Raw genomic sequence first — 21,135 nt, 5'->3', positions numbered from 1 at the left:
ACACACTCGATAAGTTAATAAACGCTAAGCTGCGTTAATCAGCAACTGTTGGATCTAAACTAGGAAATAGCAGCACTTTATTACGGCCTTTGTCTTTAGCTGAGTAAAGTGCAATGTCGGCTTGTTTGTATAGTTCGTCGTAATTAGCGTTGTTCATATTACCAAACGTAACACCGATGCTTGCTGTGACTTTAGACTGAAAGGGGAGGGCCATTTTTTCAATACTACTTCTGACTCTTTCTGCAAATAAGCAGGCAGACACTTCATTACTATTCATTAATAAAATAACAAACTCTTCTCCACCAATACGTGCAAATAAATCATCTTTTCGACACAGTCTTTTAATTTTATCAGCAATCGCCACCAAGACTTCGTCACCAGCATCATGACCAAAGTTGTCGTTAATATCTTTAAAATAATCAACATCAAGCAGCAAAAAGGCCATTTGTATATCTCGCCCTCTAAAGGTATCAATTTGATGCTCTAAAAAACGACGGTTACCAATGCTTGTTAAATGGTCGGTTTCAGAAGCTTTTTTTAATGTTTTGTTTGTGGCTTCCAAACGAGAGATCACCTGTTTTCTTAGCATTAATACTAGGAATAGCACTAAACTAATCAGTGAAATAACAATAACAGCAAATAGGTACATTGAAGCGTGGCGAGACTCTCGTTCGCTGATCAGTAATTCATCTTGTAGTTTTATGTAATCTCGTTCCAAGAGTAGTTGACTCTCCAATTTTTGTAATAGACCCTTTTGTGTCAACGGTTGAACTTGATTTCTTCTGTTTATGTACTCTGTTTGAATAATAGCCGCTGCTTTAAAATTTTCTTGGCTTAATTCTAATTTGGCTAAATTTTCATAAAGCGCCATTTCACTTTCCACCGATATTTTATTTTTTACCTCAACAATGCCTTTATGATATAAATCGATGGCGGCTTTTATTTGGTTTGTTTGGATATAAATATCAGCGAGGCCTAAGTATGCTGATGCGACAGCCGGTGGATAAATACTACCTTTCTCATCGTTAATAACAAACTTATATAGAGATTCAGCCGCCGTAAAGTTTTTTAAATATTTATAAACATCAGCTAAGTTGGCTGATGCTTCACTAAAGCTAAAGTCATTGATGTAATCTTTATTTCTTAGCACTTCTTCAAGTAATTGTTGTGCTTTAAGAGGGTTATCGGATCTTAAGTAGGAGACACTTAATCCAACAGAAGCATTCATCTGCATTGCAATATCATTGAGTTCAGTGTTGATTACGATTGACTTTTTAAAATATTTAACAGCATTAGTATAATCATTTTGAGAATTAAGTACATTCCCTAAGTTATTATAAACCATCGCTAAATCTTCTTTTTGATCGCTTAATTTAGCAAACTTCAATGCTTCTATATAATATTTTACTGCATTTTTGTGATCGATAATGAGCTCGTGAAATACTCCCATTGCTCTATTAGAGACTGAGATTAAATGCACGTTCTCACTCTTATTGGCACTATTTATCGCTTGAGTGAGATGTTTGAAAGCTTCAAGGTTTAAACCTTGGTACATCTGTGATTGTCCAAGCAAGCGCAATAGTTTAGCTTTATTGAAATCACTATCTTCAATACTAGTAAAGGCTAGGGCTTGTGTTGCATAAGCGCTTGTTTCTTTTGGAGCGATATAAAGGTAATAGCTTGCCAGCTCAATTAATGGCGCTAAGCGTGCTTTATCATCTAGAGGAAGTGCTGTTAATGTTGCTTTTAATGAATCAACATTTACCTCGTTTGCTAAACTTGGTGAGGTGATAATCAGTGACAGTATCAATGCTATTAACCATTTTATCACTTTAACTCCTAGCGCTGATGTTGTCCTTAGGTTACTTTCTCATATTTTAATCAATAGATAAAACAAAAAAAAGCTAAATAACGGCCGGAAACTCATTATTCATTATTAACTCAAACTCTTCTTTATAACAAAGCACTCAGTAACGACCTTAGTGTTAATTACTGCGGGCCATTTGATTTGCAACAAAGGCGGTTAACTTAACCAGCATGATGCTTAACTTAACCAGCATGATGCTTAACCTATTTGCTTTAATTCTTTCCTATATTGATGATTGCTTTGAACGTAATGTGCTGCGCCTGCTGCAATCATCTCTTGGGTTTTTTCATCAAGTTGTTTAATTACTTTTGCGGGTGAGCCTAAGACTAAACTCCCATCAGGAATGACCATATTTTCTGTCACTAAAGCATTAGCACCAATTAAGCAGTTTTTACCAATTTTAGCGCCATTTAATACCACCGCATTGATACCAATTAAGCTCCCTTCACCTATCGTACAACCATGAAGCATTACTTTATGACCAATAGTTACATTTTCAGCAATATTAATGGGGAAGCCTTCATCAACATGCAGAATAGAGCCATCTTGAATATTAGAATTTTTCGCTATCTTCACTTGTGCTAAATCGGCTCTGATCACAACATTAAACCAAATACTGACATTTTCGCTTAAGTCTACACTTCCTATTACAGTGGCGTTTGGTGCTATAAAACAGCTTTTTGAAATACGAGGAGAAAGTTCACCTAATTGATAGATCATATCTTGATACCTTAATATTAATGTATTGATTTAATATAACTAATTAGAGATTAACAATCATTAACTTTGTCGCCTAATAATCTGTGGATTGTTGTTGGTATCTCATTAATTAACTAACTCAAGGGGATATATTCCACACTTTCTTTTTAGTCTTAGGCAAAGGCGCAGGATAGGTTTCGTTTAAGTATTTAACAATATTATGACTGCCCATGCCTTTATCAACAACTAAAGGGATAACTTCTTTAGTTGTTGATAAAGTAAAAAGGGTGGGGCTTAGCACTGTCGTATGAGCAATACGATCCACAAGTATCTTAAAAAATGGCGATTTTTAGGTAGGAAATGCCCAAACGTAATTATATTGTGTAAGTTTTTCAGATTATTAACGTTTTTATTTAATGTACACTAGGATTTTTATTGTTAGTCATGCCATTCATAGTGTAGTAGATGTCGTTAATCGCAATTAGCTTTTATCACCAATATTAAAGGGATAACTTGAAGCTAAGTTTTTTATTTACATTACTTTTTGAGGTTTAGCATATGAAGCTTTTATTAGCGTGCTTTTGGGTTGTTACGTTAGCAGTTTGTGTTAAAGCAAATTCAGTAGAGCGCAGTGAATATACAATGGCCAGTGACGGTCCTTTGCCTATATCTCAGCAGGGTTTAACACTTGACCATGCCGATTTATACTTTCGTATCTTTCCTAAACAAAAAACTATTTCAGGCAAAGGCGTTTTAACCCTTAACAGTCAGCGTGCAATGGGGCAGGTAGGCATAAATCTCGATAATTTTTTTACTATAGAACAAGTGCTGGTAAACGATGTGTTGATAGACAAAGCACAATACAGCAATCTTGAAGGGCTCCTGGTGATAAATCTTACAACCCCGCTAAAGGGCCAGTTTATCGTCGAAGTACAATATTCTGGTACGCCGCGCGAAGCGGTAAGAGCCCCTTGGGATGGAGGCTTTGTGTGGTCTAAAACATCGACAGGGAAAGACTGGATAGCTACGGCTGTGCAGGGTGAGGGTTGTGATTTGTTTTGGCCTTGTATCGACAACCCTGTTGGTGAGCCTAAAACAACCACAATGCATATTACTGTGCCTAAAGATTTGGTTGCTGCTGCTAACGGAAAGTTAATTTCGGTAACAGAAAATGATACGACTAAAACGTATCATTGGCATAGTTTATCGCAACTAAACACTTATGGTGTTGCCATTAATATTGCACCTTATGACGTCATTAAAACCACATTTGATAGCCGGTACGGCAATAGTATCCCTGTTGAGTTTTACCATTTACCCGAAAACAAAATGAAAGCGCAGCGTTTGACACAAGAGCTTATTGATATAACAACATTCTTTGAGAGAAAGATCGGGCCATATCCTTTTGCTCAAGACAAAATTGGGATAGCAGAAACCCCACATTTAGGGATGGAGCATCAAACCATTAATGCCTATGGTAACAAGTACCAAGCCGACAAATATGGGTTTGATTGGTTGCTTTTTCATGAGTTTGCCCATGAATGGTTTGCTAATCAACTAACCAATAAAAATGCCGATGCTATGTGGCTACATGAAGGTTTTGGCGCCTATATGCATCCGCTATATGAACAGTATCTCCATGGCGAAGTTGCTTATATGGCTCACATGTACGACATGCGTTTGAAAATACGAAATAAAGCTCCTATTGTGAGTAAAACATTGCAAACCGTAGAAGGGGTTTATCAAGAGGAAAAAGGCGGGCCAGGTGCCGATATATACGCTAAAGCTCCTTGGGTACTACACACATTACGTAACCTTATTGGTGATGAGGCTTTCTTTAGTGCAACAACTGAGCTCGTATATGGTGTTGCTGAGCCAAAACCAGGGCTGTTCAAGCCAGTACTGGCTGATACAGATGATTTTCTTAGTATTGTCAATCGTTTAACAGGTCAAAATTATCGCTGGTTTTTTGATGTGTATTTTTATCAGGCTCAATTACCTAAAGTGATTGAAAAAAGAACTGAAAATAGTCTGACGTTGCAATGGCAAATAGCGCATGATTTATTTTTTCCATTACCGTTGGAAGTATCAGTTAATGGTAAGATCACGACATTAACCATGAATACACCACAAACGATTAAAGTGTCCGCCAATGATTTAGTGATTATTGATCCTATGAGTAAAGTATTAATAGAAAAGCCTCATATTGCGAAATATCAAGATTTTTTGAAAACAAAAGAAAAGTAGCTTTTAGACTCGCACATACCCCACTAATAAAGTGCAAGGAAGCACTGCTATTACTTTAGCCATTCTTTTTTTCTTAACGCCATCATAAAATGAGCGGACTCTGAAATGGTTAAAGTTGCCAATTAGTGTTGTTAAAAATTAGGCCAAGAAGATTAGGTCGATAAATGTAAATATTGTTAAAGGAGAATGGAATTAGGTTGCATATTTGTTAAATACTTAAAGATGATGGAAGCGCTTTTAGAAAGAGAGAAAAGTATAGTTTCTCTTATTCAGTTTGTTCGGAGTTTATAGCCAGGTAGCATCAAATCCATTACCATCGAACAAAACATTCCTGTATAATCCTTCCCATTAAGCAACTGCCTAAGCAAACACACTAAAGTTAGCTATAAAGACAGTTAAACCAACATTTATGACGCTGCTCTTCATTAGTAAAAGCACCAGTTACACAATAAGAGTAAGTTGAGACACTATATGACCGTAGAACAATTCGATCCACAAGCAACTAAAAAAAGCAGTAATTCAGCCGAGAGCCAGACAACCACATTAGACATTCCGTCTAAGATGATTGAAGAGCAAAAGAATAGTCAACAGCCCTCTAAAGCGGCTAAAATCGGATTTGTTTCATTGGGTTGCCCAAAAAATCTTGTTGATAGCGAGCGCATCCTTACTCAGCTTCGCACTGAAGGTTACGATGTAACCAATAGCTACGATGATGCAGAATTAGTGATTGTAAATACCTGTGGTTTCATTGATTCAGCCGTTCAAGAGTCTTTAGATACAATTGGTGAAGCACTTGCTGCCAACGGTAAAGTATTGGTTACTGGCTGTTTAGGTGTTAAGAAAGACGAAATCATCGAATTACATCCCAATGTTTTAGGTGTTACGGGACCTCATGCTTACGATGAAGTGTTAACACAAGTACACAAACATGTAGCCAAGCCTGTTCATAACCCTTTTATTGATTTAGTGCCGCCACAAGGCGTTAAACTTACCCCTAAGCATTACGCGTATTTAAAAATATCAGAAGGGTGTAACCACCGTTGTACGTTCTGTATTATTCCTTCAATGCGTGGCGACTTAGACTCTCGTCCTATTGGCGATGTGTTAGGTGAAGCCAAACGTTTAGTTGATGCTGGCGTTAAAGAATTATTAGTTATATCTCAAGATACTTCGGCTTACGGCGTTGATGTGAAACACAAAACTGATTTTTGGGATGGCATGCCGGTTAAGACTCATATGCAGCAGTTATGTGAAGAATTAGCCAAGCGAGGCGTTTGGATACGTCTCCATTATGTTTACCCGTACCCACATGTTGATAAAATAATTCCTCTTATGGCAGAAGGTAAAATACTGCCGTACTTAGACATTCCTTTTCAGCATGCTAATAAACGTATCTTAAAATTAATGAAGCGTCCTGGTAGCTCAGACCGAGTATTAGAGCGTATAGCTAAATGGCGTGAGATTTGCCCTGAATTAGTTATTCGTTCAACCTTTATTGTTGGCTTCCCCGGTGAAACAGAAGAAGAATTTGAAGAGTTATTAGAATTTTTAGAAGAAGCACAATTAGACCGCGTCGGTTGTTTTAAATACTCACCTGTTGAAGGTGCTACGGCTAATGCTTTACCTGATCATAATTCAGACGAAGTTATGGAAGATCGTTTACAACGTTTTATGGCAGTACAAGCGAGAATAAGCGCGGAAAAACTACAAGCACGTATTGGCCAAGAATATTTAATTCTTGTTGATGAAGTAAGTGCCCTTGGTATTGTTGGGCGTTCTTATATGGATGCGCCAGAAGTTGATGGTAAAGTGTATTTGTCTGATGATTATGACGCTAAGCCAGGCGACCTAATGTGGGTACAAATTATCCATGCCGACGAACATGATGTTTGGGGCGTTCGTGTAGAAGATGAAGAAAGCGAAGAAGCTTAAATCACCTAGGCATAACCCTTAATGTCTCAGTTTTAAATCGCTCTGAAATATAAAGCAATAGCCATAGTGTTATTGCTTTATTTTTCCAAAAATAACGCTCTTAACATTATATCCGCTATCTTACGGGCTACATATTTCTCCCATCGTTACATCTGCTTTTACACAAAAACCTCTCCTGTTAACCTTTTATTGATGAGTGATGACTTCCATCGGATTGCTCTTTCTTACAATTTTTCACACAACGCTGACATTTGATAGACAAAAAGCCTCAGGAACCGAACGCAATAAGTTTTTATAATACCCCCATAAATTACAAAACATAAACTTTAGGGAACAATTATTATGAACAAATCACTTATTAGCACGGTATTACTTTTAGCTTCATCGACTGTTTTTGCAGAAACTGAATATCCTATCAATCCAATATTAAGACCTTTAACATTAACTGATGGCACCATTGCCGTCAGTGGTGCCTTAGCGTGGGGAGAAGAGAAGGATGAAAGACACGCAGCGCTAAATTTAAATCTGGGCTACGGGCTGACTGACAATTTAACGATTGGTTTGAATGGTATTAGTTACCGACTTTTAGCTCGCCCTGACAATGAAGCAGGCTTTGAGTTAGCGGTTGGGTTAGGTTTAAGGGGCTTTCAAGAGTCAACCATTAATGGAGATTCGGTTGCTTATGGTACCGACTTAAAGGGTAAGTATGTCTTTGATAAAAACTTAGCTCTGATTTTTTCTTTAGGTTATGTAAAGTGGGATGAAGAGAAGCTAAAAAATAAAGATGAATACCGTTACTCTGTTGGTGTGCAAACCCACTTAGCAAAAGATTGGACGGCTAACGTTAACTATACTTATCGAGATTTAAAAGACTTTCAGCAAAAATCCGCTCATGAAGTTAGTCTTGGTGTTAATTATAATTACAGCAAACAGACCGACATTGGGATGTTTGTTGGTTATTCAAGCTTCGATGCGCAAGAAAATGGTTATCAATATGATAATAATTTTGATCGTGTGGCAGGTGTTTACGCCACCTATCGTTTTTAACTTAACTTAACTTAACTTAACTTAACTAATTGTGTAACTACCCTTGTTAGTCATATGAAAGTGAGTTGAATAGGCTCACTTTAATCATTAAAAACATCTTCTTTTTAATCATCAGTCGTCACTAAGTCATTTTCTCTTTAACACCAACTTGTTACATTCGTTGGCAAGACACAGCTAATATTCGTTGCTACACTGGCCGATATAAATAAGGATAGTATTATGTGTGGTCGGTTGAATACGACGTTTGATAGCGGTGTAAAAAAGCTTTATACCCGCTTAAAAATAAATAAGGTTATCGATAGGCCGATTGATCGTCGCTTTGTTAAAGCAGCAGACACCGTTTCCATTGTGAGGAATGTGGGTGAACAACGCCGAGTAGAAAGTGCTATGTGGTGGTTATTACTAGATCAAACTGAAAATGACTTTAAACCCTCTCGGTTTACTTCATTTAATACCCGATTTGATAAGCTTAATACTCCCCAAAGTGCAGGTTATCAGGCGTATCGGAGCGCTAGGTGTATTATTGCCGTTAAAGGCTTTGGTGAAACTGAATTTGTCGATAAAAAGCCCGTTCATTACTTTGATATGCAAGCAGAGTCTGGCGGTTTAATATTGGGGGGCTTGTATAGAACATGGCAGCACAATAAAACGGGTGAAATAAAACTCAGTTGCTCGGTGATAACACTGCCCGCACATGAAAAATTAAAACATATCCACAGCAAAGCCATGCCACTGATACTCCCGCAAAATTTATCACTCATAGACAAGTGGTTAGATCCACAATGTGATGAACTTGATCAATTTGAACATTTGTTACATCCGCGTTTGCCTCAGTCTTTGATTGCCCATCAAATTGATAGGCCCATGACTCATCAGCCAATTTCTTTGCCGCAAACAATTCCTTATGATTGATTATTTATAAGTAAACTTAACAGCAGCTGAGCTTTTACTTGTTGAGAGTAAAAGGGCAGAGCATCGCTCTTTATTTACGATTGAAAGTCGATAATACACTAAGTTATCTGAGATAATTGATAGTAGGTGTAAATAGCGTAAAAGGAACAGAAGGTTTTAGCATAGAAGCACATTTAAAAGCTGGTGTTGTGTGTTTAATAACCGTTTCTTATTTAGACTTAGTTGATGTAATATTTTGAAAAGACTAAGGTATTATTATTGAGGGGATCAATTTTTAAGAAGGGATAATTACCTTAATTAAAATCGTTTAGAAAGTCTATATCTTGTATACTTCACCAGTTTTCGACTTAAATAATACAATCGTGTTTTAAACTATTCTAAATCTGGGGGACATGTAAAATGATAGATATTTTAGCGGTTTTTATAACATTCTTTGCTGTTGTAGATCCAATTGGCACAATACCAGTATTTATAGCTGTAACAGCTCAATATGACCAAAAAACTAAGCGTCGTGTTGCCTTACTCGCCACCATTGTCTCTGCGTGTGTGTTATTGTTTTTCTTGATTGTTGGTGAAATAGTCTTAACGGCGTTATCCATTCCATTACCCGCATTTCAAATATCTGGAGGGATCGTTTTGTTTCTTTTTGCTCTCAATATGATTTTTGGCGATAGTAAACCCGATGAAGAAATAAAATCATTACAAAACTCCCATAAAGAAACTGCCATATTTCCACTTGCGGTTCCTTCCATTGCAAGCCCCGGAGCCATGCTAGCGGCCGTACTCTTAACTAAAAATTCTGTATATTCACTCTGGGAGCAAACGCAAACTGCATTAGTTATGTTATCTGTCCTAATTTTAGTTTATATCTTAATGTTACTCGCTGGCTTCATTAACCGCATTATAGGGACAAGTGGAGCAAGTGTGATCAGTCGAGTTATGGGACTCATTCTTTCATCTATTGCTATCACGAATATTTTAGCCGGCTTTGGTGATTATTATAAACTGCTATAGGTAGGGGGAAATTAACTCGCATTTAGGATGAGTATCTTGTTAATTTTTATTAAAGGTAAAATGAACAGTTGGCTTTTTCCGCTTGTTGCGGTGTTAGGTGTAAGCGAAATCATCAGCGTTCAACTATTTTAGGCTATTGTTAACATGGATTTTTTTTCTCTAATACTTCTTGTCATAGTTATTCTAATAGTATTATCCATTGTTTGGAGTACGCTGAAAACGGGGATTTCCCCTATGATGAGTTCAAGCAAAGCGTGCAAAACCATGCTTGCTGAAATAGATACGTATGAAAAAGGACCTTTAATTGATCTAGGCTCTGGTTGGGGCACGCTGGTTATAGCTGTTGCCCAAAAAAACCCCAATCAGCAAGTTATCGGCTACGAGTTATCTTGGTTTCCGTGGTTGGTTTCAAAAATTTTGAAACACAGTTTACGTTTAGATAACCTTACTCTCTTTCGTAAAGACTTTAAAAACGCTGATCTCAGTACTGCCTCGACCCTAGTTTGTTACCTTTTTCCTGAAGGCATGGTCGCTCTTCAAGAAAAGTTAGTAGATGAAGTCTTTAATAAGGTTACTATTGTGAGTAACACCTTCGCCTTACCTTTATGTCAACCAACAAGAGTCATCAGGCTTAGAGACTTCTATCAAACACCTATTTACGTATACCATTGGCAACCAAAATGAGCTTTGGCTTTATTAAGGCGTAATGACGATATACTATATTCTAAATTTCAGTATCTAGCTGACAAGCCACTCAATAATGAAAATTAACAATTGGCTGTTTTTATTTCGTTCAACATTTCAGTAAACTTTTAACCTCTCCTTATTGGAGTGTAGCTAAATAGTATTAGTGTGTTTTACCTTTGGAGAATAAATGAAAAATGGATTTATGGGCGTTTTTGATATTGCGTCAGTAACAAAGACTTTAGCTCTTTGTATTCTAAGTATCGGCTCATATTTGATATATAAGCTCTACCTGTTGTCTAAGCAAATTAATAAACATACAGCGTTAAAAATATCTAAGACTTTTATTTTTATCACTATATTTTTATATATTATTTCGTTTGGCACTCTAATTCACGCACTAGTAAACTGGCAATAGCCTGGTATTTTAAATTTCACCTTAGGTTTTCATATTATCTCATCTATTTTCGATATCACCTGGATAATTATGGTGCGTAATCGTATTAATCTAATTGCAGGCGCTAATAAAGGAGACAAACTTTGGTTAAACCCGTTTATTACATCGTTGTTACATGTGGTTTATATGCAACATAAAATAAATCAAGGCTTGGCTAAAAACGCTACTGAGTATCAACGTTGAAGAGCGACCAAATAGCGTTGCAAAACTAATCAGAATCAACTGTAGAACTAGACGAGTTAATATCTGCAGTTGAAGTCATAATAAACGTAGACTTCTTCATTATTATTAGTGTGATATTGTTTTTATTAGGTATTATTCTAATTTTTATAGATATAATGAAACACAGTTATAATAAGTTGTTAGCTTAATAAGGGCAGTTAATGGGTGTAGGTGTTAAAAGTTAGCAGAAGATGATTGTTATTTTACCAGTAAAATCGTTTTATTCGGCGTTGTTATATTATGTGCACTTTTTGGGCTTGGTCTAAGTCTATTGGTTAGTTTAGTTCTACTTGAGCCATCAACAGGGCAGTGGGCTAATTTATTAAGTTCTATTATTTTCCCTGTACTCGCTTCTGGGTATGTTTTGCATTATTACTATAAGCAGGTCTTTACTCGCGCTAAGTAATACAACCATAGCTTCAAACTAAACCAATAGCTTATTTGTGTGACTTATATTAATCACAGACGCTAACTTGGGTTTGTTCAAATAAGCTTAAATCTTCGAGAATAAGTTCACGTGCCTTTTCCATCGTAATAGGCGCAAAGCGTACTTTACCGCCTTGAGATAACTGACCTAATTTGGCGGTATCAAGGGATATAACGGCACCGATTTTAGGATAGCCACCAATTGTTTGACGATCATTCATTAATACTATTGGTTGGCCATCGCTAGGAATTTGCACGGCACCATGACAAATCCCCTCTGATAAGATGCCGTTAATATCAGAGACGATTTTTTGACCTTCTAAACGATAACCCATCCGATCAAAGCTTTTACCAACACTATATTCACTTGAAAAAAACAATTTTTGCTGTTCTACGCTGAAATGATGTTGCTGATAACTAGGAATAATACGCAGCAGTACTTCTTGGCTATATTTAGGTTGGTCTTCTATAGATAAACTAACTAATTGAGAATCTTTTGTTGTTACACAAGGGAGTATATCGTTCGCGGCTAATTTTTTGCCCTTTAATCCCCCGATACCTTCACGGCAAACGGTTGCAGTGCTGCCAAAACTGGGTGTTATATTAAAACCACCAGCAACAGCAAAATAACTTCGCATACCAAGGTTAGTAAAACCTAGTTCGATTAAGTCACCGGCTTTCACCTGATAACTGCGCCATAACGTTTTTACTTGACCGTTAATGGTTAATGGCATGTCAGCGCCTGTTACGGCAATAACAGCATCTACTTGTGCAATGATGGCAAAACCACCAACACTCACTTCAATAGCACTAACATTAAGGGCATTATTACATAAGCGGTTTGCCCAGTGAAAAGCCAGCTTATCAATCGGACCACCATTGGTTAAACCGACATTAAAAGCACCATAACGACCCTCATCTTGAACAAGACTTAACATGCCTGGTCGTTTAACAATAAAACCTAAGTTTATTGCCGGTCTTCTTAAAGAAGCTTTACTTTGACTAATCATATGTTGCACCTAATACACCACCTAGTGCAAAAAATTCATCTTTGGAAATCGCTTTAAATTTAACCCTATCACCTACTTGAACGGGCATTGTTGGCGCTTTATTGGCGTTAAACATTTCAATAGGGCAAAGACCAATAATATTCCAACCACCGGGAGAAGTACTTGGATAAACAGCTGTTTGTCTGTCAGCAATACCAACAGCTCCTTTAGGCACTTTTATACGAGGAGTGTTTAATCTAGGCATCGCAATACGCTGATCAACTTCGCCTAAATAAGCAAAGCCCGGAGCAAAGCCAATAGCATATACGTTATATTCTTGTTGCTGATGTAGGGTAATTATTTGCTCTATGGTTAAATCTTTAGATTTAGCCATAGCCGCTAAATCGGGTCCTGACTCGCTCGAATAATAAACAGGTAATTCGATGAGTGCCCCTTGATTATGATTAATTATTGGTGAGTTTATTAATAGCTTTTGCAATTTGTTAGTGATCTGATGATGGTCGATATTGTGTAAATTAAACATCACTAATATTGAAGCATAAGATGGTATTAAATCAATAATATCATTGCTCATCTCTTGCCTGATCAGCCATTGTGCTTGCTGTACTTTTGCGGCAACTTCATCATTACCGGGTTGGTCAAAATAAAGGATCAAGCTGTTTTCACCGGCAATTTCTATTTTAAATGTTGCTGACATTAACGAATAAGCTCCCTAATAGTGGCTATTGCTTCTACGCCCTCGAGGTTGTCACCGTGCACACACAAGCTGTCTACTTCTAAAGGTAAGCGCTTACCATTAATAGTGATGACACTGCTTTGCTCTTTTAACAGTTTAACTTGTGCGATCATTTTTTCTCTATTATGCACCGCACCTGTTATGTTGCGTGATAACAAGCTGCCATCATCGTTGTAGCATCTGTCAGCAAAGGCTTCAGTGAGTATTTCCACGTTAAATTTTTCTGCTTGAGCGCGATGTTTTTTAATATTTGAGCTTGCTTGTATCATTAGCTTAAGTGGTTTGTGATATTGGGCTATGGCTGAAAGTATCGCCTCGCGCACTTCAATATTAGTCATCATGTCGTTATATAGTGCACCATGAGGTTTTACATAGCTAAGCTCAATATCTAAAGACTGAGCAACGCCATCAATAGCCGCCACCTGATATAAAACTAACGCAATAATTTCTTCTGTGGAGCACTTCATTGAGCGACGACCAAAACCAACTAAATCAGGGTAACTAGGATGAGCGCCAACACTAACGTTGTGCTGCTTAGCTAATTGTAATGTTTTTTGCATGACCAAAGGATCGCCGGCATGGAAGCCACAAGCAATATTTGCTTGATCAATGTGCGGCATTACTTTTGCGTCTGAGCCCATATTCCAAGAGCCAAAACTTTCGCCGAGGTCGCAATTTAACTTCATTTCATTTCCTAAAAATATTACCGTATATGCAGTGAAGAATTATGATTACTTTAACGATACTCTGACCAAGCATCGTTATTTTAAATCTTTAGCATGCTATTAAGTGACAAAGATTAGCCAGCATCTTACTAAATTTTAGGTGTATAAGGCTAATAGTATCTAAATAAGAGAGGCTAGATTACTTAAATCAAATGGCTGAGATAAATATAAAAAGATGTTAATGATACTTTTGGGAGTGTACAACAATAAAATCAATGCAATAAGACACTTGCCAGTTCAATAAATGATCATTTTTGTGTACCTATTGATCCTACATAATTTATTTTCGCAAGTAATAAGATAAAATGTTACCTGTACATTTCCTTGCATGTGTTAATGTCATTGTTTTAGACTTTACCGGCAGTTATGGTCTGTAGTCCTGTTAAGGCAAAGACTTGATTTAATGCTAGGTTTTCAAATAGGTAGTTGCCACTGACATGATAAAATAACGGGGTGTATTGATTACAATCATGGGATGAATGGCCAGTTGTTTGACGAGCGACTTTACATTAGCAATGCCTGTAAGGTATAAATTGGTATTGTTACTTTTGACCCTAGTAACAAGTAATCGGTCGTTTCTGTTAAAGTTAAAGTTAAAAATAAGCTAATCTTTAACAAGCTAATAGCTGACTATTGTTATAATTATTAATATACCAATAGATCTACTTACATTCTTATGGGGTTTTACCTAATTTCACCGTTGAAATTAGGTAAAAACGATGGTGCTAAATGCCGTATAAATATATATTATTTATTGTTTTTTCATGGTCACTGCAAGTTGGGGCAAATGACACCATAAACATTGCTTCAGACGAATGGTGTCCTTACATTTGTAATGAAGATGATAAGCCAGGTATATTAATTGAAATCATCAGTGAAATTGCTGAAGCTCAAGACTATGATGTTAATTTTACCCTTATGCCGCTGGCTCGTTCATTAAGGCTTCTTCAACAATCAAAGTTAGACATGGTCCTCGCTTTAACAAAAGAACACATTGAAGCTTTTGATTTAAGGCAAAGCCAACAAGTTTATGGCGGCTTGTATAATGACTTTTATGTTAGTAACGAAACTCAATGGAAATTTTCTACCATAGAGAACCTTAAAAACTTCATTGAACAGGGCAATATTCTTGGGCTTATTAATGGCTATGAATACGGCAGTGCAGTGAGTCGCCTAAAAGAAACCTCGGGTGAATTTATATTTTTAGCCTCGGGAGATAAGCCGTTATCCAGTGCTTTAAAAATGCTCAGTAAGCAGCGTATAACTGTGCTGCTTGATTCGCGTTTTAATGTTGAATATGAAATTCAGGATAAAAAAATCACTAACTTACAATATGCCGGTACCCAAGGTATATTTGTTCCTCTTTTTATCGGCTTTGCACCAGACACTAAGCTTAAATATATTAGTGCCTTTGATAAAGGCTTAATAAAACTAAGAAAAAAAGGACAACTGTCAAAAATATTGCAGCGTTATGGTATCTCAGATTGGCACTCAAAAAAGTAGCCAGCCAACGGACTAAATAAAACCCTCAGGCAAGTATTTTTACCACTTGTTTACCGGTAAAACCTCCATCAACTTGAATGTGCAGGGCACGAGAAACCTGCTGTGCGTTAAATTCAATTAAGGTAATATCAGGCGTTTGAATACTGCCTTTTGCTAGTGCATCAAGTAATTGATTACTCTTAAAACTCATTTTTTGTTGTGCGCACAAGCTATTGGCTAACCACGCACCAGCGAGTGATACTATGCCGATATTGGGCGCTTTTCTAAACATGAGCTCTTGGTCAATGTTAGGCAAGGGACGCAAGCAAGCAATACGACCACAAAACCTCATCAGCTCAATATTACGCATTGTTGAGTCACCACCAACAGAGTCAAGAACTGCATCAAAACCTTGTGGTCCTAATGCTAGGCGAATTTTTTGACAAAGTTTTTTATCGTGGTAATCAAATATTGCATCAGCACCGAGTTTCTTTACTAATTTATGATTATGCTTAGCAGCCGTGGTAAACACATCTGCACCACGTTCCTTGGCAAACTGAATAGCAAATTGCCCAACAGCACCTGCACCAGCCTCAATTAAAATAGTATCGCCTTGTACTACTTGTAATTTATCTAAAGCAATTAAAGCCGTCATACCGGCACAAGGAAGTGTTGCCGCTTCACTTGCTGTAACATTTTTTGGCACAATAGAAACGGCAAAGTTAGGGACTTTAGCGTACTCACTTAGCACGCCTTGTTGACCAATATTGGCATGCCACATAACGCGGTCGCCAATATTAGGAAACAGGCCTTTTTTAGCTTGAACGACAATGCCAACTGCATCTAAACCAAGAATATGAGGATATTGCCATTGAGAAAATCCACTTTTAGCGAAATGAGCATCAATAGGATTGAGACCTACATATTCAACCTTAACTAACAGCTCGTGTTCATCGCACTCAGGTAACGGCAATTGCACATCAGATAAATGGATTTTTTCGTTTGCCTTTTCAAGCACTATAGCTCGCATAGAAGTAGGTTGGTCAATGTTGGGCAATATCTCAGTAGTTAGCATAAAAAAACTCAAACTTTACAAGGTGATTAAACCGTAACTCCACCGACCATTAAAAGCCTGATAGGCACTTACTTTGGCCAGAGATGAAGAAATGGTCGCGTTTACTGCATTTTCTTGGGCTATTAAAACATCCTGCCGCGCATCTAACAACTCTAAGTAAGGAATTTGCCCCTCTTGATACATAGCGTTAGCTTGCATAAAAGCTTGATGAGCAAATTGAAAACGTTTATCTGCAAAGCGTTTTTGTTCAAGGTGCTTTGTCAGCAATTGTAACGATAGTTCACTGTCATTAATAGCCGCTAAAACAACCTGCTGATATTGGCTATAAGCCGCTTCACTTAAATATTGCTGCGCGTCACGTTGCGCCAGTAAAGCTGGATAGCTTAATAATGACCATTGTATTTGTGGCGCGACTTGCCATTGATGCTGGCTATTATTTAATTGACTACTGCCAAGGCTTAGCACACCAACAAAGGCACTTAAACTAATGTCAGGTAACAAGGCTTTACTTGCGGCTACACTTAACGAATTAGCTTGGCTAAATTGATATAAGGCTTCGCTAATATCAGGACGTAAAGCTATAGCCGAACTGGGTTGCGCTAAAGTGACCTCAAAGGGTAAGTCAAAGATCTTTTGTTCATTATTAAGCTTTATATCGCCGCTTAAACGACCGGTTAATAAGGCCAACGTAGATAAATCGTTATATAATGCATAACTTGTTTCAGGTAATAATGCTTGTTGTTGACTTAACTGGGCACGAGTGCGGTTTAAGTCAAGTTCATTAGCAATGCCTTCTTCAACCCTGGCGGAAAGAACCAAGATACTTTTTTTAAGCGCAGCAACTTGCAGACTAATAATCTCTTGCTTTTGCATATTGCCCTGATAACTAATGAAACCTTTAACAACAGACGAAATCACTTCGATTTGCAAGGCGCGTAATTGTTCAGCCTGGCTCATCGCTGATGCATTGGCGGCATCAACTAACGCATTAATACGACCAAATAAATCGAGTTGCCAACTTAAGGCTAGATTAGCACTTGATTGACGACTAATATTATCAGCTATGCTGGTGCGTTGCGCACCAATCTCAAGCCCACCTTGTGGTAGAAAATCACTCTTTTCTACCTTGAGTTTAGCTAAAGCACTTTGCAATTGTAACTGACTTGTTTTTAAGTCATGGTTATTGGTAAGTGCATCTTTAATCAATTGATTCAATTGTACTGAGTTGAGTTGTTGCCACCAATTAATCTCGTCTTGACCGGTCAACTGTGTGGCTATATCAGCATCAGCAATAAAACTTTTCATTAATTGTTGATGCTGTTGCTCATCAATTTTGGTGGCACATCCCGATAATAAGCTGGCGACTAAAACGACACCGACAGTTAACTTGGTTTTTAGCGGTTTAGCGCTAAATTGCTTGGCTTTTAAACTACGGGTAAGTAACTTAATCATTGGCTACTCCTCAACCTTTTTTTGTTTAGTCTTGGTCACTAAAATATAAAATACTGGCGTAAAGAGCAGGCCAAATACAGTCACGCCTATCATGCCTGAGAACACCGCATTACCCATAGCATGGCGCATTTCTGCTCCAGCACCTGTAGCAAAAACTAACGGTAGTACACCAGCCGTAAAGGCTATCGAAGTCATGAGTATTGGACGTAAACGCAGCTTACATGACTCAATAATAGCGTCAAAGTGAGATAAGCCTTGCTCGTTTTGATCCTTAGCAAACTCTACCATTAAAATAGCATTTTTCGAGGCCAGTGCGACCAGAACAATTAACGCAATTTGGGTGAAAATATTGTTGTCTGAACCAACGAGCCAAACACCTAACAAAGCAGAGAATATAGTCATGGGTACAATGAGAATAATGGCTAAAGGTAAACGCAAACTTTCATATTGTGCAGCTAAAACCATAAAGACTAAAAGCACCACTAGCGGAAAAACATACACCATAGTGTTGCCGGCTAATATTTGTTGGTAAGTCACTTCTGTCCATTCATAAGCAATACCTTTGGGTAGGGTATTGGCCAATATACCTTCTATTGCCGTTTGTGCTTGGTCTGAACTATAACCAGGGGCAGGGCTACCATTAAGCTCAGCACTTGGGTAACCATTGTAATGCATTACACGGTCTGGACCTGTTGTTGGCGTTACGGTTAAAACAGAACCTAACGGCACCATATCACCATGGCGATTGCGCACTTTGAGGTTTAATATTTGTTCAGGGTCTTGGCGAAACTCAGCTTCTGCTTGCGCTTTTACTTGATAAGTACGACCAAACATATTGAAGTCATTGACATAAACTGAGCCTAAATAGACTTGCAGGGCATTAAAGACTTCATCAAGTGGAATTCCTTGTATTAAGGCTTGTTCACGGTCGATATCTATATCCATTTGTGGAACTTGAATTCTAAAACTTGAAAACAGTCCTACCAATGCAGGGTCTTGTCTTGCTTTGTCAATAACTGCCTGTAAGCTATTAAATAACACTTCAAAGCCTTTGTTACCACGGTCTTCAATTTGTAACTTAAAGCCGCCGGTTGTACCTAAACCTTGGATTGGTGGTGGTGTAAATACCGCAACAAAAGCTTCATCTATGGCTGTAAAACGTTGGTTTAATTGCGCTGCAATTGCCATAGCTGATTTACTATCATCAGTTCGCAGAGAAAAAGCATCTAAAGGAAGAAAAACAATCGCACTATTAGGACTATTAGTAAAACCATTGATCGACAAGCCAGGAAAAGCAACAGTATGAGCAACACCTGGTATATCTAGAGCAATTTTTTCCATTTCTCTAACCACCGCATGGGTACGGTCAAGACTTGCTGCGTCAGGTAATTGAGCAATAGCGATAAGATATTGTTTATCCTGTGTTGGAATAAAGCCACCGGGCACACTGCTAAATAACTGTGCCGTTCCACCCAAGAGTGCGATATAGGCAACAATAACGATAACACTCATACGCATTAATTTTTTAACCAGCTTCTGATAACCATGGCTACCACGTTCAAAAACACGGTTAAAAGGCGCGAATAACCAACGGCCAAAAAGTTTATTAAGTAGGCGTGTTAATCGGTCTGGTTTACTATCGTGTGATTTTAATAACAATGCCGCCAATGCTGGCGATAACGTTAAAGAGTTAAAGGCCGATATTATCGTTGATATCGTAATAGTTAAGGCAAATTGTTTATAAAATTGCCCCGATAGGCCACTAATAAATGCCGTTGGTATAAATACCGCACTTAATACTAAGGCGATAGCGATAATAGGTCCGGTGACTTCTGTCATGGCAACGCGTGTTGCTTCTAAAGGGCTTAGCCCTTTTTCGATGTTACGCTCGACATTCTCAACGACAACAATAGCGTCATCGACGACAATACCTATTGCCAGTACTAAACCAAAGAGTGATAGGGTGTTAATTGAAACGCCAAGTAATTGCATTACCGCAAAGGTACCAATTAACGACACGGGTACGGCAATTAACGGGATAATTGAAGCACGCCATGTTTGTAAAAATAGTATTACCACAATCACAACTAAAACAATGGCTTCAATTAAGGTCGTTATTACTGCATCGATAGAGTCACGGACGAAAATAGTGGGATCGTAAACTATGTCGTATTCGACACCAGCAGGGAAGTCTTCAGATAATAACGCCATAGTTGCCCGTACTTGATCTGATAACTCAATAGCATTAGAACCAGGTCGTTGAAAAATAGGCATAGCTAAAGCAGGTTGCCCGTCTAACATGGCACGCAAGGCATAAGTATTTTGTCCTAGGTCAACACGAGCGACATCTTTTAATCGAGTAAGCTGGCCTTGTTCGCCGACTTTAATAATTACTTGTTCAAACTCTTCAATGTTATCAAGACGGCCTTTTACATTGAGTAATACTTGAAATTCACTGTCGTTAGCAGCAGGTTGAGAGCCTAAACTACCGGCAGCAACTTGTTGGTTTTGCTCACGTAATGCATTAATAACATCGGTTGCGGTTAATTCACGCGCAGCTAATGCATCTGGGTTAAGCCAAACGCGCATCGAATATTGACCACCACCAAATAATTTTATATCACCAACGCCGGGTAAGCGGGAGATTTTATCTTTAACGTAGAGATCGGCGTAGTTAGATAAATATGCGGTATCATGGCTTTCTTGGGGGGAATATAAATGTACCACCATAGCTAAATCAGGCGATGATTTTTCTGCAACCACACCCAGACGTTGCACTTCTTCTGGTAAGCGAGATAATGCACTATTAACGCTATTTTGTACTTGTACTTGCGCGCGATCTAGATCAGTTCCAAGAGCAAACGTCACCGTTAAGGTCATACGACCATCGCCAGTGGCTTGTGAAAACATGTATAGCATGTTTTCAGTGCCGTTGATTTCTTGCTCAAGTGGGGTTGCCACTGTTTGTGCAATAACCGAAGGGTTTGCCCCCGGGTAATTTGCCGTAACCACCACGGTTGGTGGCACAACACCAGGGTATTCACTAACGGGTAGTTGAAAAAGTGAAAGTCCACCAGCAAGCAGAATGACAAATGACAAGACAGCTGCGAATATCGGGCGTTGTATAAAAAAATGTGAAAAGTTCATG

General features: G+C 38.0%; 16 protein-coding genes. 7 read left to right on the top strand and 9 right to left on the bottom strand.

Going from position 1 to position 21,135, the window contains the following annotated elements; translation table 11 throughout:
- Positions 1-34: 34 nt before the first annotated feature.
- The 3 genes from H4J69_RS08890 to H4J69_RS08880 all read right to left on the bottom strand — a co-directional run bounded on the left by H4J69_RS08890 (position 35) and on the right by H4J69_RS08880 (position 2,891).
- Positions 35-1,831 carry a diguanylate cyclase domain-containing protein gene (locus tag H4J69_RS08890; protein ID WP_182245051.1) on the bottom strand — a complete coding sequence of 599 codons (1,797 nt, stop codon included), beginning with the start codon at positions 1,829-1,831 and terminating at the stop codon, positions 35-37.
- Between the two features lie 234 nt (positions 1,832-2,065).
- A complete protein-coding gene (locus H4J69_RS08885; RefSeq protein ID WP_182244289.1) occupies positions 2,066-2,587 on the bottom strand; it encodes a gamma carbonic anhydrase family protein in 522 nt (173 codons plus the stop codon).
- A 118-nt stretch (positions 2,588-2,705) separates the two neighbouring features.
- Entirely contained in the window at positions 2,706-2,891 is a 186-nt protein-coding gene (locus H4J69_RS08880; RefSeq protein WP_182244288.1) for a hypothetical protein, read from the bottom strand.
- Positions 2,892-3,124: 233 nt separating this feature from the next.
- Here H4J69_RS08880 and H4J69_RS08875 point away from each other — a divergent pair, with 233 nt between their 5' ends.
- The 6 genes from H4J69_RS08875 (at position 3,125) to H4J69_RS08850 (ending at position 10,402) form a co-directional block, all read left to right on the top strand.
- Complete coding sequence (locus H4J69_RS08875; protein WP_182244287.1) at positions 3,125-4,813, top strand: M1 family metallopeptidase; 1,689 nt, start codon at positions 3,125-3,127, stop codon at positions 4,811-4,813.
- A gap of 471 nt (positions 4,814-5,284) precedes the next feature.
- Positions 5,285-6,745: a 30S ribosomal protein S12 methylthiotransferase RimO gene (gene rimO / locus H4J69_RS08870; protein ID WP_182244286.1), complete on the top strand. Its 1,461-nt coding sequence runs from the start codon at positions 5,285-5,287 to the stop codon at positions 6,743-6,745.
- 342 nt (positions 6,746-7,087) lie between these two features.
- Positions 7,088-7,792 carry a porin gene (locus tag H4J69_RS08865; protein ID WP_182244285.1) on the top strand — a complete coding sequence of 235 codons (705 nt, stop codon included), beginning with the start codon at positions 7,088-7,090 and terminating at the stop codon, positions 7,790-7,792.
- A 219-nt stretch (positions 7,793-8,011) separates the two neighbouring features.
- Complete coding sequence (locus H4J69_RS08860) at positions 8,012-8,704, top strand: SOS response-associated peptidase family protein (protein ID WP_182244284.1); 693 nt, start codon at positions 8,012-8,014, stop codon at positions 8,702-8,704.
- A gap of 399 nt (positions 8,705-9,103) precedes the next feature.
- Complete coding sequence (locus H4J69_RS08855) at positions 9,104-9,718, top strand: MarC family protein (protein WP_182244283.1); 615 nt, start codon at positions 9,104-9,106, stop codon at positions 9,716-9,718.
- A gap of 234 nt (positions 9,719-9,952) precedes the next feature.
- Positions 9,953-10,402, top strand: coding sequence for a methyltransferase (locus H4J69_RS08850; RefSeq protein WP_310733600.1), 450 nt, complete (start codon positions 9,953-9,955; stop codon positions 10,400-10,402).
- A 1,134-nt stretch (positions 10,403-11,536) separates the two neighbouring features.
- On the opposite strand, the gene H4J69_RS08845 is transcribed toward H4J69_RS08850, so the two are convergent.
- Genes H4J69_RS08845 through H4J69_RS08835 form a run of 3 tightly spaced genes read right to left on the bottom strand, consistent with a single transcriptional unit; the run spans position 11,537 to position 13,939 of the window.
- On the bottom strand, positions 11,537-12,517 hold the full coding sequence (locus H4J69_RS08845) for a biotin-dependent carboxyltransferase family protein (RefSeq protein ID WP_182244281.1): 981 nt from the start codon (positions 12,515-12,517) through the stop codon (positions 11,537-11,539).
- Positions 12,510-13,214, bottom strand: coding sequence for a 5-oxoprolinase subunit PxpB (pxpB, locus tag H4J69_RS08840; RefSeq protein ID WP_182244280.1), 705 nt, complete (start codon positions 13,212-13,214; stop codon positions 12,510-12,512). Before pxpB ends, H4J69_RS08845 begins: the two co-directional genes overlap by 8 nt.
- Entirely contained in the window at positions 13,214-13,939 is a 726-nt protein-coding gene (locus H4J69_RS08835) for a 5-oxoprolinase subunit PxpA (protein ID WP_182222388.1), read from the bottom strand. The genes pxpB and H4J69_RS08835 overlap by 1 nt, the downstream gene beginning before the upstream one ends.
- A gap of 768 nt (positions 13,940-14,707) precedes the next feature.
- Between H4J69_RS08835 and H4J69_RS08830 the strand changes: the two genes are divergently transcribed.
- Complete coding sequence (locus H4J69_RS08830; protein ID WP_182244279.1) at positions 14,708-15,481, top strand: ABC transporter substrate-binding protein; 774 nt, start codon at positions 14,708-14,710, stop codon at positions 15,479-15,481.
- Positions 15,482-15,506: 25 nt separating this feature from the next.
- Here the strand turns inward: H4J69_RS08830 and H4J69_RS08825 are convergent, their stop codons facing one another.
- The 3 genes from H4J69_RS08825 to H4J69_RS08815 are packed head-to-tail and all read right to left on the bottom strand — an operon-like array spanning position 15,507 to position 21,134.
- The gene (locus tag H4J69_RS08825) at positions 15,507-16,535 is read right to left on the bottom strand and encodes a zinc-binding dehydrogenase (protein ID WP_182244278.1); all 1,029 of its coding nucleotides are present in this window, start codon (positions 16,533-16,535) and stop codon (positions 15,507-15,509) included.
- A 15-nt stretch (positions 16,536-16,550) separates the two neighbouring features.
- Positions 16,551-17,987 (bottom strand): TolC family protein, encoded by a 1,437-nt coding sequence (locus tag H4J69_RS08820; RefSeq protein WP_182244277.1) that lies wholly within the window; start codon positions 17,985-17,987, stop codon positions 16,551-16,553.
- 3 nt (positions 17,988-17,990) lie between these two features.
- On the bottom strand, positions 17,991-21,134 hold the full coding sequence (locus H4J69_RS08815) for an efflux RND transporter permease subunit (protein WP_182222386.1): 3,144 nt from the start codon (positions 21,132-21,134) through the stop codon (positions 17,991-17,993).
- Between the last annotated feature and the right edge of the window lies 1 nt (position 21,135).

Origin of the sequence: Colwellia sp. BRX10-9 (genome assembly GCF_014077405.1) — a bacterium.
GTDB lineage: Bacteria > Pseudomonadota > Gammaproteobacteria > Enterobacterales > Alteromonadaceae > Colwellia_A.
The sequence above is the reverse complement of the archived record's forward strand: the minus strand, read 5'-3'. Positions and strand labels throughout refer to the sequence as shown.